A 12311-nucleotide genomic window follows, 5' to 3' on the forward strand; every position below is an offset into this window, starting at 1 on the left:
TGCGAACAGGATCGTCGACGACGAAACCCCTATACATGGGCAATGGCCGCGGGTCAGAGGACCTTCTTCACCACGCTAGATTTCAGTTGCATCCGCCCAAACCCGGGAACGGTCGCGTCGATGTCGTGATCGCCCACGCCGTCCTCAATCAGTCGGATGCCCCGCACTTTGGTGCCGACCTTCACCACACCGCCACCGGCGCCCTTGACCTTGAGGTCCTTGACGATCGTGACCGTGTCACCCTCGGCGAGCGCATTGCCAACGGCATCCTTGATCGAAGCGGTCTCGGGCGTGGTCTCAGGTGTGGCCTCGGCCGAGACCTTGGACCATTCGTGCCCGCACATCGAACATACCAACAAGGCGCCCTGCTCGTAGGTAAACGCCTCGTGGCACTCCGGGCAAGCCGGCAGAGCGTCAGACATTGAAGCGGAATTCAACCACGTGCCGTAATCGAATAACCTCATATCTGCGCGCATGATTGCGAGAGGGGTTTCCAGTGCTGGGACGACTCGCATCTCGTGCCCTTGTCCGACGAAGAGTAAACGGCAGGGCCATAAAGGAGTTTCTGTGAACGGTGTCAAGATCACCTGTTTGTCCGCTGGCGCAGCGCGACCCCTGAGGTGTCAGCGGATCAGGGATCGGCCAGCACATTCGTCCACCGCCGGTCGTCCGTCCGCCGCGTATACGCCGAGACCCAGGAATCTGCTGTGGCAGTCGGTGGAGCAGGGCGTGCTCTGGGCCCGGTAGACTCTATCCTTGCTCCTCCCCCACTGACTAGGGCCGCACGGGGTCAATGGCCATTGACTCCAGCAATTCGGCCAGATCCTTTCCGCATTGGCCGTAATCATAAAGTGTTGCCTGCACTCGCGGACGGCATCTAGCTGTAACCCTAAGAGGGGGAGCCGATGATTGATATGACAGGTGAATGACCTCTCCCCAAGACCAAAAGCTGCCCTTGACCTGGATTTCGAGTCCCGAGTCTGTCGTGGTGATTGATTTGTACTTGCGATTTGACTGGACTATTCCAGTTATTCGCTCCACCAATGCCTCCACGCTATGGTGCCAATCAAATGCAGTCGACGCCGATACCCCTTTGACCTCGATGCCTTTCATGCTTGTTTGCTCGTAGGTCTTTCGGGTCCGATGTGCCAAGAACCACAACAAAACGACAATCGCCATGAGGCCGATTACTAGGGCAACTACTACGAAAACCAGTCTTTGATCAGCCATCACCGAGTCACCTTTCTAACCGTTCGGGGCCGTCGTCGCTGCATCAGCCAACTACCCAGCCTAGGCCCGGTATCTGCGACTGCTGTAGCGGCACGTCCTGGGAAACCAGGCGGTGGCTGGCTTCCAGCCTTCACTTCATTTTCGGCCCCGCATCCGGTGAGCAGGGCAGCCGAGAGCGGTCCTGCAATTGCTAGAGCCGGCACTAGTCGTTGCTTCATGCGCTGAAGCTAGCAGGTTGGCAGAGAAACAGCCTCTGATTGATGTGTTCGTTATCGGAGCGTTGTCCGCATTTCCGGTAACTGCGGGAAAGGTGGTCCGCCGATAGGTGGCCATCTGGCCATTATGCTCGCCTGCCTAGGGGAACTAGGTTCGCTGCTTCAGACGGCAGGGTAGGGCTGCTTGGTTTCCACTCTGCTGTAGCCTACGGTTTTGCCCTGAGTTGCCGGTTCCTTGGCCTGAGCATTATCCAAATGGCAGCTGCGAAGACCAAGAAAACTAGGGCCATCGGCAGGACCCGTGCTGGTGTCGCCGGCCGCTACTGTCACACCGGCGATACATCCGAGAACGATTCCGACGGCTGCCGGCATCAGGGCGATCCTTGCCCAGGTTATGGCATCACCATCACTGAGGTCGGCAGCCCTAAACAGGGCACTCTTTTCCGGTTCGTAGAGCTGGGCAACGAACAAACCAATGATCGCCCACGGTTTGCCTTGAATCGCTAGGGATTCGAGGCGCAGAGGTTTCGAGACACCCAAATTGGGAACCTAGAACGGCACATGATTGCGAGAGGTCCCCTGCCGCCCTAATCACCCGCCAGTGATTAGCTAGGGAACATGGATTCAAAGTTTGTACGCTACCAAGCAAGCAGTCCCAACGGTCGTGGTAGCTACCCAGGAATTTTCGCTCTTGCCAACGGTCTAGCCAGAGACGGGAAACTCAGCGACAAAGACTGGGTTGCCTGGAGGAAAGCGAATGATCATTTCAATTCCGTGTACACCGACCCTTCAACGGTGGACAAGCTGATTTACGACCGAGCAATCAACCCTTTAGCGCAATCCTGGTTCAAGCGCACGGCCACGGATCTAATCGCAGGAGTGGAGTTCTACACGGATCTTCTTAGCCGCTATGGCGTCGGCTGGCAGGTTCTTCACTCGAACGACCCGGGAAAGCTTCTCTACGAAGACGACGTGCAAGTAGTCATAGCGCCCCACACAGTCACCTCCCGCTCAGCATCTGACTCTGGCTACACAGGACACCATCCAGCGAACCTTTAATGCCACCAGGCCCATCCAAGGGTGACTGGCCCAGTTGTTAACTCGGTCTTTGGAGAGTTCCACAGGGCCTCCGGGGCCTGGAATCTTCTCCACGGCATGGGCCAAGGCGACCTCCAGAGGCGGTCGGAGACCCGCAGGCAGGCTGGAATTCATGTGGCCACGATACGGCCCCCCAAGCTGGCGGTGCACGGATGAGTTCACGCAGCAGCAGACAATGATGCTCCTCGCCGTCAGTTTGATCCTGAATATGGGATCGGCCATTTATGCCATTGCACGGCCACGGCAGGAAGGGGAACCGCTAGGGCCTCAGCGGAAAGCACTACTTTCCCTGAGTTTGGTCGGTGCGCTCTGCTTCGTCTGTGCGGTTGGACTTTTCGCCGCTGGTGATCGGTGATCAATTCTCGATCGTCGTCCCACGGTAAGAGACTAGGGTCGGTTTCTTTCGGCGCGGCTCTCGGCTATGCGCCACGCCACCGACATGAGCCCGGCGGCGACGAAAAATCCTGAGGAAATGAGCAGGCGGACAAGAAGGGACTCACCGTTCGCCAGACGCAGCACAGCGGTAGCAATACCCCCCCACCATCCAGACAACAGCCAAGAGCAGCGCTTGTTTTTGCATCAAAGCGCCGAACCTACCGACCGACTCTTTCCCCATGCCAGCATCGGCTGGAGAATATTGCTCTCCAATTGCTGGACCAGCAGCACAATGCCGAGCACGATGAGCGCCATCGTCCAGGCGCCGGAGAGGAGAGCCACTAGGGTAGCCAGCGCGCCGCTTGCGATGGCTCCGAGGATCGGGATGCAGGCCGAAAAGAAAATCAGCACCGAACCCTCCGCGATGACACCGCGTCAACGTGCAAACCATGGCTTCTGGATTGCAGAAATCCATGACGCAGCCTGGCGCAACTAGCACCGTCCCCCATGCTCCAACAAAAGGGAGCATGGGGATAGCCCTCTGGCTCAAGAGAACACGGCGATGCCATAGACCGCAAAGAGCACGAGATGGGAGGCGCCGTGCATCGCGGTGACTTTCTTGGAGGCAAGCGTTGTCACCGACAGCATCAGCGTGACGCCAAGGAGTAACAGGTTCACTGGCGACTCGCCGAGCACGACGGCCTGATCGGTGAGGGCACCGATGATCAGGACGGCCGGGATTGTCAGACCTACCGTGGATACCAGGGCGCCGTGACATAGATTGCTGACACGCTGGATCTCGCCCTGTAGCGCTGCGCGCACTGATGTGATCGACTCGGGCAGGAAAACAATCATGGCGATAAGAATGCCTGAAAGTGCCACTGGCGCACCGACGCGTTCGAGCCCGTCGTCCAGCAGCGTGGCCATGTCGTGTGACAGCAGCACGATGGGCAATACCGTCACGATAAGCAACGCGGTCCGCAGCAATACCTCGGTCCGATGTTCGGCGATGATTTGAGTGACGCTACTGCGGCCCTGCTCCGCTGCGTCACTGCCGTGGGCGCTTAGCCCGGCGGCGAAGCGAGAATCGACTTCTCGGAAGTCGTTGGCTTGCCTGCCCATCTGCCGGTACAGGAAGAAGGCATAGAGGGCGAGGGTCAGCAAGATGATGGGGGTTGCCTGCCCCGGCGTGTAGGAGCCGTCACGCCCGATCAGAGCCGGCAGGGCAAACGCCAGCGAGGCGAGAACGATGAGCAGGGCGAGGTAGGAGGAAGTGCCGGTTCGGTTGTGGCCCAGGTTGCCGTGTTTGATCGCCCCGACGAGAACAGAGAGCCCGATTACGCCGTTAAGAATGATCATTGATACGGCCATGACCGAGTCTCGGGCGATGGTGGGGTACTCGCCGGGTCCCAGCATGACGGCGGAAATGAGCACTACCTCGATCAGCACGATCGAGAGTGTGAGGACCAGCGAGCCGTAGGGGTCACCAAGTCGGTGGGCTAAATGCTCGGCTTCATGGACCACCCCGAAGGCGCAGACCAGTATGACGCCAACGATGACAACGAGTGCCGTGACGAGCAGCCATTCGGGAACTGGTGGCTCGAGCAGGGGACCGGCGAAGACCAGTCCGACGACGGCGCCCCAGCCGACAACGAGGCGCACGAGCGCGGCTGGAGTGAAGATGGATTGCGCGGTTGAGGAAACCATAGGGTTAAACCCCATTCCACGAGGCCGTCCCCGTGTCGATCGAGGCGAACGGGCCGTCCCATCCGCGGCGTTATCTCTGGTGTTCATGCTACTTGAGCGGGGTCTGGTCTTGTGTTCGGCGACTTCCTGAACGACCTCGAAATGCTCGACCGCGCCGAGCTGGCGTTCGCTATGGACAACGCCCACCCGATCCTGCGTTCCCGCGCCCGCTACACTGCGCCAAGGAACAAGGAGCACGGCGTCGTGACCGCCCTGTCCAACCTGCTCAATTAGAGATCCTTTCGGCCGAAGATCTTCTGCCGTCGCCCTGCGGAAGCACATCGAGTGCTGCCCGGAAGCCAAAGCGGCCTCAGCTCCAGCTTCCGGCCCGGGCCGCAGCGGGCAGCCTCTGATCATGGAATCCCCGACTACTGGGGAGCCATCCTGGCAGCAGCGCAGGTCGGGGTCATTGGCGCTGGAGCTCGAGTCCTTAGGCACCCAGGTCTTGGGCATCTACGCCGACGAAGAGACCGTCCAGTCCTTTAATGGGCTGCTGACCCATGTAGTCCGCGCCGACTCCACCAAAGACGAAGTGCTGCGACTTGTCGGTGCATGAGTTCGACCGCGCCGTGGTGGGCATCGGCACCGATGTAGAGGCCAGCATCCTCACCACTTCGCGGCTCCTAAAGTTCGCAAGGCCCGGAATCTGGGCCAAGGCCATCAGTGAACCGCACGCGGAGATCCTCGAACAGCTGGGCGTGCACCATGTGATCCGGCCCGAACACGACATGGGCCGCCGGGTGGCGCATTTGGTCCGCGGGGCGATCTGGACTATGTCGAATTCGAAGATAATTTCATCATGATTCGAACCACCCCGCCGGAGGAGGCCCGGGATCGTCCGCTGGGCGTGCTGCACCTGCGCTCGAAGTTCGACATCACAGTAGTTGCAGTCAAGCGCAAGGGTGGACAGTGGGAGCACACCACCCCACCCCACAGACAGTGCTCTACGACGACGATCAAATTATCGTGCAAGGGACAAAAGACAGGGCTGAGGCCTTCAGCAACTTGGTCTGATCAGTCTCTTCAGGGCAACAGGGGGTTTCCCGCCGGAAATAGAAGCTCTCGCCGCCACCCCCGTAGCGACGAGAGCCGCACGGCCCCCGAGCCCGAAAGGTTAAAGCGCGAATCACGTTCCGTACGCAGCAACCTCTGCCTCTTGAACCGTCACAGGGTGGCGGACCCCGAGATGACGACTTCGGCTCGCCCACCGACCCAGAGCTTGCAGTCGTTGTCGCTGATATGGATACGGCCGCGTCGGCCCATCGCGGTGCCCTGCGCGGCGACATAGGGCGCGCTCGCGCGGCCTGTCGCGATGAGCCATTCCGCGGCTGCGGCGTTCAGGCTCCCTGTCACTGGATCCTCGCGCAGCGGCTCATCGCCCTCGGTGAAGAACGCCCGCAGTTCGAACGCGGCCTCCGAACCGAGGTCATGAGCGCCGATCACGCCGATGTCCCAACGGCCCGGATGCGCGGTCGCGTCCGGGCGCAGCGTCAGCACCGTTTCCGCGTGGTCGAGCAGGAGCCCCACCCAGCCAGGGCCGTTGTCGAGCCATTCCGCGTCCACGACCTGCTCGCGCTCGATCCCGAGGACCTCGACCAGTGCGGTCAGCAGGTCGGGGTCGACCGGGCCCGAGCGCTGTCGCGGAGGCGCTGAGAAGGCGAGCCTGTCCCCTTCGATTCGGACGGGAACCAGGCCGGCACCGCACTGTTGCGTCACGACGCCGGGCGCCCCGGGAACACCTCCTGAATCCAGCCAGGCCCGCGCAGTTCCCAGGGTCGGGTGCCCCGCAAACGGCAACTCCGTGTTCAGGCTGAAGATGCGCACCCGATAGTCCGCGCCGGTGCCTGTCGGTGGCAGCACGAAGGTGCACTCAGACAGGTTCGACCAGACCGAGAACCTCCGCATCGCCTCCTCGTCAAGCCCCTCTGCGTCTAGGACCACTGTGACGGGATTGCCGGTGCAGGGATCCTCGCCGAACACATCGACCTGGCTGAATCTGCGCTTCATGCCCCGAATCCTCTCTCTTGCTCGCCCACGGCATCGTCTGCGATCGGGGTCAAGGGGAATGCGCTGATACCGATGAAGACGCTCATGACCGGTCCTGCAGCTCGGGCGTGTGCTCCAGGCCGAGTGCCGGGTCGCCGTAGACGGACTGCACCTCGGAGATCACGACCCGGTACGCGCCGAGCCATTCTTCGTGCCGCGACTTTGCGAGCCGGTGGGTGTCCATGCCGACGAGCTGTCGGAGCGCGTCCATATTGGTCCAGTAGTACACTTCGGAGTGCAGGCCGGTGTCTTCGTTGTGCCACACCTCTTCCCCGAGGAATCCGGGTATCTTGCGTGCTCGCTGGGCGACCTCGTCGTTGATGCGGTGGAAGTCGTCGTCGAGCGCGCCGACCTTGAAGATGAACGTCGAGGAGTACCTAGGCGTGGCGGTCATGGGATCTCCTTCGTCGCTGAAGCGGGTAGGTCGGTGGTGGTGATGCGGTCGGTTGTTCGAGCACCGCCGCGCTGTGCTGCGCCTCCGGCGACGATCACGATGGCGATCCCGAGCAGTTGCATGAACGTGGGCGTCTGAGCGAGCACGAGCAAGCCGATGAGGATGCCGAAGGCGGGCTCGATGGAGAGCAGCGTGCCGAACGCGGGGTGGGTCATGCGGCGCAGCGCGAGCATCTCGAGCCCAAATGCGAGTACCGGGGTGATCAGCGCGATTCCGGCGGCCGCGGGCAGCACCCACCAGGCGAGATCACCGCCGATCACCTGCGGTAACCCGACCGGCAGCGTGGCCAGCGCCGCGATCGGGATCGTGAGCGAGAGCCCGCTGATGCCGGAGAACCGGTCGCCGACGTGTTGCGTGAGCACGTTGTACAGACCCCAGCACGCACCCGCGGCCAGGGCGAATCCGACGCCAGCGAGATCGATGTTTCCGTGCCAGGGTTCGGTGAGCAGGACGACGCCGATGAAGGCGAGCAGCGGCCACACGAGCGCCTTTCGGCGCTTGCTCATCAGACCCGCCACGGTCAGGGGGCCGAGGAACTCGATCGCGACCGCAGTGCCCAGCGGGATGCGTTCGACGGCGGCGAGGAAGAACGTCGTCATGAACCCCGTGACCACACCGAGCGCGAGCAACGCGGAAAGGTCCTTGCGGCGAAGAGAACGGATCGCCGGGCGGGCGATCATCCACAAGAAGGCCATCCCGAAGCACATCCGTAGCCAGGCCGTTCCGCCGGCCCCGACCTGCTCGATCACCGGGACCGAGAGGGCGTTGGAGAGCTGCACGGCGAGCATCGCCGCGACCGCCATCGACCACGGCGGGATCCCACGGGCGCTGCGCCCGCCGATCATGGAGCGCCCATCAGCCGCCGCGAAACACGGACCTCAGAACCGACGGCAGAGAGCGCGTGGGCCAGGGCGTCCGCAGCGGCGGTCAGCTCCGCGTCGGTGACCGGGGCGAGGGCGTCGAGGATGAAGAACGCCGTCCGTGTGTCATCAGAGAGCCCGGTGCGGCGGCCCTGTCTCCAGTTCCACCGTCTGCATGTCACGGCTACCTCGTCGTGCCAGACGACCTCGCCGGCCTCGGGGTGCTCGATCACGGTCTCGCCGTCGGCGACCGTGTCGAAGGTCTCCTCACCGACGGCGCGCGCCAGACGAGCGGGACCTTCGTACCGGTGGAAGTCCTCGCCGCCGAGCGGAATCTGGTGCAGCACCGAGACCGCGTTGTAGACGTCCGTGAGCGGGTTCACCCGCGGCAGACCCTTCTCCGCGCGGCGGGTGAGAGCTTCCAGGCTATTGCGGGTGCGCTGCGGCTTCGCGCCGAACGCCCGGTACGCCTCCCGCCAGGCCGCGATGTGCGGCAGGTCCTCCGCTGACGACACAGCGAGCAGCGCCCGGGCATGGGCCTCAGCCCGGTCGATCAGCTCATCGGCCAACGAGGATGCGGCCTCCAAGTCGAGCCCGTCGACGACGAGCAGAAGGGCACGGTAGTCCGGCCGCAGTTCGAACACGGCAGGATCCACCGCGCACGCGGCGAGGAACGCTTTCGGGGACAGGGGCTCAGACATCGGGGTTCTCCGTTCTGTGCGCGTGCCCCACCCCTGGCTCATAGACGACAAGCGTGAAGCGGGCGGGGGCATGGCTCGGGTTGGAATACGAGTGGTCGGCGTCGCCGAAGAACGTCAGCGCGTCTCCGGCTTCGAGCGTGTGGGCGTGTCCGCCGACCTCGACCATGATCGAGCCCTGCTGGACCTGGAGCAGTTCGCGTGTGCCGGCTGCATGGGCCTCGCTCGTGTGACGCTCGCCCGATGAGAGCGTCCAATCCCAAAGTTCGACCACGTCGGGCGGCTCCGTGCCGGCCACCAACACACCGCGGCCACCGGCAGCGCCGGTCCACAGCACCGCGCCGTCATCGCTCCGAGTCACCTTCGCGGCCCTCGAGGCGGGGGGCTCCACGAGAGCGGGCAAGCCGACACCGAGCGCATCGGAGAGCCGCAGAAGGGTGCCGACGCTCGGGTTCACCGAGCCCTGCTCAACATTGACGACCATGCGCCGGCTCACCCCAGCGCTCTGGGCGAGCTGGTCGAGCGTCCAGCCGCGAGCGCTCCGCTCCTGCTTCACCCGCGCGCCGATCGCGCGCGCCAGTGTCTCTGCGCCTTCATCCATACAGTGCATCGTAGTGCACTGTATGCGCAGTTTCCTACCCTAGAAGACACAACAGCAGGCACTGCCGTCCAGACACCTCGCCCCTAACCTCCAAGCAACGGCGTCGTAGATGTTAAAGCGCGAATCTAAATTCCACCACGTTCCGTGGTGGAATAACCTCTTGGAGCGCCGCCGTCCGCAGGTCTGCCCGTACCTGCAGGCGCCAGAATCCGACGTCAACGATGTTGCCCTGCCCCGGCCAGGCAGGCGGGTCTGATTTTCACCAACTCCACCGACTACAACCTGGCGGGTACATGCCAGCGAGTCGCCGCGTCATATAGCTCTCGCCGTTGTACTACCCAACGGGTTGCTCGGGGCCAAATGTGTTTTCTCCAGGACGGAGCTCTGCTGACGAGGCGTCCTTTCCAGCAGCTGCCCTACTCGCAGGATCGCATCATGTATTGAACCGGTATCGGCCACTGTCAGTTGCTGCAGGACCAAGCCGTCGAGGGCTGCGAAAATTGCGCGCGCCAATGGGCCTGTGTCTTGATAGCCGTGTTTCTGCAGTGCCTGTTGCATCGAGGCGACGTAGTTCTCATAGAGCTTGACCGCTGAGGGGCGGAGTTCTGGTTTTCGCCGGGATTCCAAGATCATTTCGTACTGGAACAGCTGCAGCTCTGGTTCTGACTGGACGAGTTCCACCAGGGCGCGAGCGAAATCCTCATTGACTTCCTCGGTGGCCGATAGATCGCTGAGACGGATGGACCGAGCAGAGGCCCATTCCATAGCCGCTTCCAACAGTGCGCTTCGTGAACCGAAGTAGTGGGAGATCAGCGTGTTGTTCACGCCTGCCCGCTCCGCAACGGCGCGGTAGGTCAGGCCCCGCAGCCCTTTTTCAGCCACGACTCCTACGACGGCGGCCAAGAGGGCTTCCCGCCCGTCACCGTATTTGTGCGCTCGTCCACTGGGCATGAAACGAGTCTATCTACACAAGCGGTCCGATCTCCCAAGAGCCCTCGGCCCAGAAAAGAACTTTTCCAAACCTATTGACGTTCGGAACTAAGCAAGTGCATAGTTGTGGGTGGACGTGCCCCACCTCACACTCACTTGTCGATGCGTTCCGGCATTCTTCATTGAAAGGTCCCGTGATGACCAACCCAAACTCACCCGCTGCCGCCGTTCCGGCAGCGGAACCGTCACTTCACAAGACGCTGCGCTGGCAGGATGCTTTTGCTCTGGCTATGGCCGTCTCCGGCGGATTGTTTGTCTCCTTCGGCGCCACGATGGCCGCCATCGGCGCCCTATCCGCCCTGTTCATCTGGGCACTGGCGGCAGGAATCGGCTGGCTCCAAAACAATCTCTTTGCCGAAATGGCGTCCATGTTCCCGAACAAGCCGGGCGGAGTCCCCGTCTATGCACACGAGGCATGGAAGGAACGTTTCGCGCCCGCCGGTGCGCTGGCCACTTTCGGCTACTGGTTCGGCTGGTCCGCGGTCATTTCAGTCGTTAGCTTCACCGCCGGCGCGATCATCCAGGCGCGTTGGTTCCCGGACCAGACCTGGGTGCTGGACCTCGGCATCGCCCAGATCGGACTGAGCCAACTGATCGGTATCGCCCTGATCCTGGCCATCATGGTCCCGAATCTCTTCGGTGCGCAGCCCGCCGCCTGGGTGAACAAGCTCCTCGGTGCGCTGCTGGTCATTCCGCTGCTGATCTTCGTCGTCTCGCCCATCATCAGCGGTAACTGGCACGTCGAGAACCTCACCTGGGGCCTCGGCGGCGAAGGTGCCGACCACTGGGGCGGCTGGCAGGACGCGATTGTCTGGCTGTATCTGGTGGGCTGGACCGCCTACGGCACCGAAATGTGCGCCGCCTTCACCCCGGAATACAAGTCACGCAAGGACGCCAAGCGCGCCCTGTCGGCGTCGGGTGCCTACACCTTCGCCATGTTCGCCTTGGTTCCGCTGGGCGTTGGAGGATTGATCTCCCGCGAAGACGCGGCGGCCGACGTCGGCGGCGTCTTCGTCAACGCCTTCGCCAGCGTGCTGCCCGCAGGCCCGATGGCTGACATCATGCTGATCATCTCCATCGGCGCGCTGCTCATGGGAGTCAACGCCAGCATGGCCGACGGCTCGCGTGCCCTCTACGGCGCGGCGCTGGACGGGCTCGTTCCCCGGCAGTTCGAGAAGCTCAACAAGCACCAGGTTCCCGCCCGGGCCATCCTTACCGCCGTCGTCATGAACATCCTGCTGATCATCTTCGTCTCCAATCCGATCTCGATCCTGGTCGCGGCGAACCTCGGCTACCTGCTGGCGATCCTGCTGGCCGTCAGCGGCTTCATCATCCTGCGTAAAGACCACCCCCAGATGCCTCGACCATTCCGTGCCGGGCGCACAGCAATGCCACTGGCGATCACCCTGACCATCTACGGTGCCGTCGTTCTGGTCGTCGGCTCGCTGTCCTCCGAACTCACCGGTTATGGCGGACCGCTGGAACTCTCCATCGGCGTCGGCATCCTTTTGCTCTCCCTGGTCCTCTACGCCATCCGCCGCCGCGGGCAGGAAAAGCTGCCGTTACTCCGCGAACCGCGACGCACCGAGTACCCGGCTGAAGATCCCGTATCCACCCCCGAACCAACCAACTAGCCCCCAAGGAGATCACCATGACATCACCCGTTTTCCACGCCGACCACACCGAAACCCAATATGAGCCGTTCGAGGTCGGCCAGGTCCAGTGGCTGCGCCGCAACGGCGACGGCGGCAACCAGGCCCTCGCGTCCGGCATCTGGCATGTCACGCCCGAAGACGCCCCGGAACCGTTCGACCTGCCGATCGAAGAAGACGAAACCATCTACATCGTCTCCGGCCACCTCCACATCGAAGTCCTCGACGGGGACACCTTCGACCTCAAGGCCGGCAGCATGGCCTCCTTCTCCAAGGGAGCCAAGACCCGATGGACAGTGGTCGAACCCACCGTCGAATTCTTCGTCTACAGCTAACCATTCCCTGA

At 62.5% G+C, this 12311-nt stretch carries 16 protein-coding genes; 6 read left to right on the forward strand and 10 right to left on the reverse strand.

Annotated features, from left to right (window positions below):
- Positions 1-53: 53 nt before the first annotated feature.
- Positions 54-422: a zinc ribbon domain-containing protein YjdM gene (locus AC5RWG_RS05710; RefSeq protein WP_494166547.1), complete on the reverse strand. Its 369-nt coding sequence runs from the start codon at positions 420-422 to the stop codon at positions 54-56.
- A 1185-nt stretch (positions 423-1607) separates the two neighbouring features.
- On the reverse strand, positions 1608-1985 hold the full coding sequence (locus AC5RWG_RS05715) for a hypothetical protein (protein WP_494166548.1): 378 nt from the start codon (positions 1983-1985) through the stop codon (positions 1608-1610).
- A gap of 78 nt (positions 1986-2063) precedes the next feature.
- Here AC5RWG_RS05715 and AC5RWG_RS05720 point away from each other — a divergent pair, with 78 nt between their 5' ends.
- Complete coding sequence (locus tag AC5RWG_RS05720) at positions 2064-2504, forward strand: hypothetical protein (RefSeq protein ID WP_494166549.1); 441 nt, start codon at positions 2064-2066, stop codon at positions 2502-2504.
- A gap of 618 nt (positions 2505-3122) precedes the next feature.
- Here AC5RWG_RS05720 and AC5RWG_RS05725 read toward each other — a convergent pair.
- Complete coding sequence (locus AC5RWG_RS05725; RefSeq protein ID WP_494166550.1) at positions 3123-3329, reverse strand: AI-2E family transporter; 207 nt, start codon at positions 3327-3329, stop codon at positions 3123-3125.
- A 135-nt stretch (positions 3330-3464) separates the two neighbouring features.
- Positions 3465-4625 carry a calcium:cation antiporter gene (locus AC5RWG_RS05730; RefSeq protein ID WP_494166551.1) on the reverse strand — a complete coding sequence of 387 codons (1161 nt, stop codon included), beginning with the start codon at positions 4623-4625 and terminating at the stop codon, positions 3465-3467.
- A gap of 111 nt (positions 4626-4736) precedes the next feature.
- Between AC5RWG_RS05730 and AC5RWG_RS05735 the strand changes: the two genes are divergently transcribed.
- The 3 genes from AC5RWG_RS05735 (at position 4737) to AC5RWG_RS05745 (ending at position 5467) form a co-directional block, all read left to right on the forward strand.
- Positions 4737-4898 carry an HAD family hydrolase gene (locus AC5RWG_RS05735; protein WP_494166552.1) on the forward strand — a complete coding sequence of 54 codons (162 nt, stop codon included), beginning with the start codon at positions 4737-4739 and terminating at the stop codon, positions 4896-4898.
- A gap of 121 nt (positions 4899-5019) precedes the next feature.
- Positions 5020-5220 (forward strand): hypothetical protein, encoded by a 201-nt coding sequence (locus AC5RWG_RS05740; RefSeq protein WP_494167125.1) that lies wholly within the window; start codon positions 5020-5022, stop codon positions 5218-5220.
- Complete coding sequence (locus tag AC5RWG_RS05745) at positions 5213-5467, forward strand: NAD-binding protein (RefSeq protein ID WP_494167098.1); 255 nt, start codon at positions 5213-5215, stop codon at positions 5465-5467. Before AC5RWG_RS05740 ends, AC5RWG_RS05745 begins: the two co-directional genes overlap by 8 nt.
- A gap of 361 nt (positions 5468-5828) precedes the next feature.
- Here the strand turns inward: AC5RWG_RS05745 and AC5RWG_RS05750 are convergent, their stop codons facing one another.
- From AC5RWG_RS05750 to AC5RWG_RS05775, 6 genes are all read right to left on the reverse strand, one after another.
- Entirely contained in the window at positions 5829-6671 is an 843-nt protein-coding gene (locus tag AC5RWG_RS05750; RefSeq protein ID WP_494166553.1) for a PhzF family phenazine biosynthesis protein, read from the reverse strand.
- Positions 6672-6753: 82 nt separating this feature from the next.
- Positions 6754-7104: an antibiotic biosynthesis monooxygenase family protein gene (locus tag AC5RWG_RS05755; RefSeq protein ID WP_494166554.1), complete on the reverse strand. Its 351-nt coding sequence runs from the start codon at positions 7102-7104 to the stop codon at positions 6754-6756.
- Positions 7101-8009: an EamA family transporter gene (locus tag AC5RWG_RS05760; protein ID WP_494166555.1), complete on the reverse strand. Its 909-nt coding sequence runs from the start codon at positions 8007-8009 to the stop codon at positions 7101-7103. The genes AC5RWG_RS05755 and AC5RWG_RS05760 overlap by 4 nt, the downstream gene beginning before the upstream one ends.
- Entirely contained in the window at positions 8006-8725 is a 720-nt protein-coding gene (locus AC5RWG_RS05765) for a B3/B4 domain-containing protein (protein WP_494166556.1), read from the reverse strand. The genes AC5RWG_RS05760 and AC5RWG_RS05765 overlap by 4 nt, the downstream gene beginning before the upstream one ends.
- Positions 8718-9323: a helix-turn-helix domain-containing protein gene (locus AC5RWG_RS05770; RefSeq protein WP_494166557.1), complete on the reverse strand. Its 606-nt coding sequence runs from the start codon at positions 9321-9323 to the stop codon at positions 8718-8720. The genes AC5RWG_RS05765 and AC5RWG_RS05770 overlap by 8 nt, the downstream gene beginning before the upstream one ends.
- A 312-nt stretch (positions 9324-9635) precedes the next feature.
- Positions 9636-10274: a TetR/AcrR family transcriptional regulator gene (locus AC5RWG_RS05775; protein WP_494153141.1), complete on the reverse strand. Its 639-nt coding sequence runs from the start codon at positions 10272-10274 to the stop codon at positions 9636-9638.
- Positions 10275-10450: 176 nt separating this feature from the next.
- Here AC5RWG_RS05775 and AC5RWG_RS05780 point away from each other — a divergent pair, with 176 nt between their 5' ends.
- Both AC5RWG_RS05780 and AC5RWG_RS05785 read left to right on the forward strand, forming a co-directional pair.
- Positions 10451-11947, forward strand: a complete 1497-nt coding sequence (locus tag AC5RWG_RS05780; RefSeq protein WP_494166558.1) for an APC family permease — start codon at positions 10451-10453, stop codon at positions 11945-11947.
- 17 nt (positions 11948-11964) lie between these two features.
- Positions 11965-12300 carry a cupin domain-containing protein gene (locus AC5RWG_RS05785; RefSeq protein ID WP_452034436.1) on the forward strand — a complete coding sequence of 112 codons (336 nt, stop codon included), beginning with the start codon at positions 11965-11967 and terminating at the stop codon, positions 12298-12300.
- Positions 12301-12311 lie beyond the last annotated feature (11 nt).

This window comes from Arthrobacter sp. Y3221160, assembly GCF_059092585.1.

What these genes read in the sequence shown, in the direction of transcription:
- AC5RWG_RS05750 (WP_494166553.1), bottom strand. Translation starts at nt 6,671, where the DNA reads ATGAAGCGCAGATTCAGCCAGGTCGATGTGTTCGGCGAGGATCCCTGC.
- AC5RWG_RS05710 (WP_494166547.1), bottom strand. Translation starts at nt 422, where the DNA reads ATGTCTGACGCTCTGCCGGCTTGCCCGGAGTGCCACGAGGCGTTTACC.
- AC5RWG_RS05755 (WP_494166554.1), bottom strand. Translation starts at nt 7,104, where the DNA reads ATGACCGCCACGCCTAGGTACTCCTCGACGTTCATCTTCAAGGTCGGC.
- AC5RWG_RS05785 (WP_452034436.1), top strand. Translation starts at nt 11,965, where the DNA reads ATGACATCACCCGTTTTCCACGCCGACCACACCGAAACCCAATATGAG.
- AC5RWG_RS05740 (WP_494167125.1), top strand. Translation starts at nt 5,020, where the DNA reads ATGGAATCCCCGACTACTGGGGAGCCATCCTGGCAGCAGCGCAGGTCG.
- AC5RWG_RS05760 (WP_494166555.1), bottom strand. Translation starts at nt 8,009, where the DNA reads ATGATCGGCGGGCGCAGCGCCCGTGGGATCCCGCCGTGGTCGATGGCG.
- AC5RWG_RS05730 (WP_494166551.1), bottom strand. Translation starts at nt 4,625, where the DNA reads ATGGTTTCCTCAACCGCGCAATCCATCTTCACTCCAGCCGCGCTCGTG.
- AC5RWG_RS05765 (WP_494166556.1), bottom strand. Translation starts at nt 8,725, where the DNA reads ATGTCTGAGCCCCTGTCCCCGAAAGCGTTCCTCGCCGCGTGCGCGGTG.
- AC5RWG_RS05775 (WP_494153141.1), bottom strand. Translation starts at nt 10,274, where the DNA reads ATGCCCAGTGGACGAGCGCACAAATACGGTGACGGGCGGGAAGCCCTC.
- AC5RWG_RS05770 (WP_494166557.1), bottom strand. Translation starts at nt 9,323, where the DNA reads ATGGATGAAGGCGCAGAGACACTGGCGCGCGCGATCGGCGCGCGGGTG.
- AC5RWG_RS05720 (WP_494166549.1), top strand. Translation starts at nt 2,064, where the DNA reads ATGGATTCAAAGTTTGTACGCTACCAAGCAAGCAGTCCCAACGGTCGT.
- AC5RWG_RS05780 (WP_494166558.1), top strand. Translation starts at nt 10,451, where the DNA reads ATGACCAACCCAAACTCACCCGCTGCCGCCGTTCCGGCAGCGGAACCG.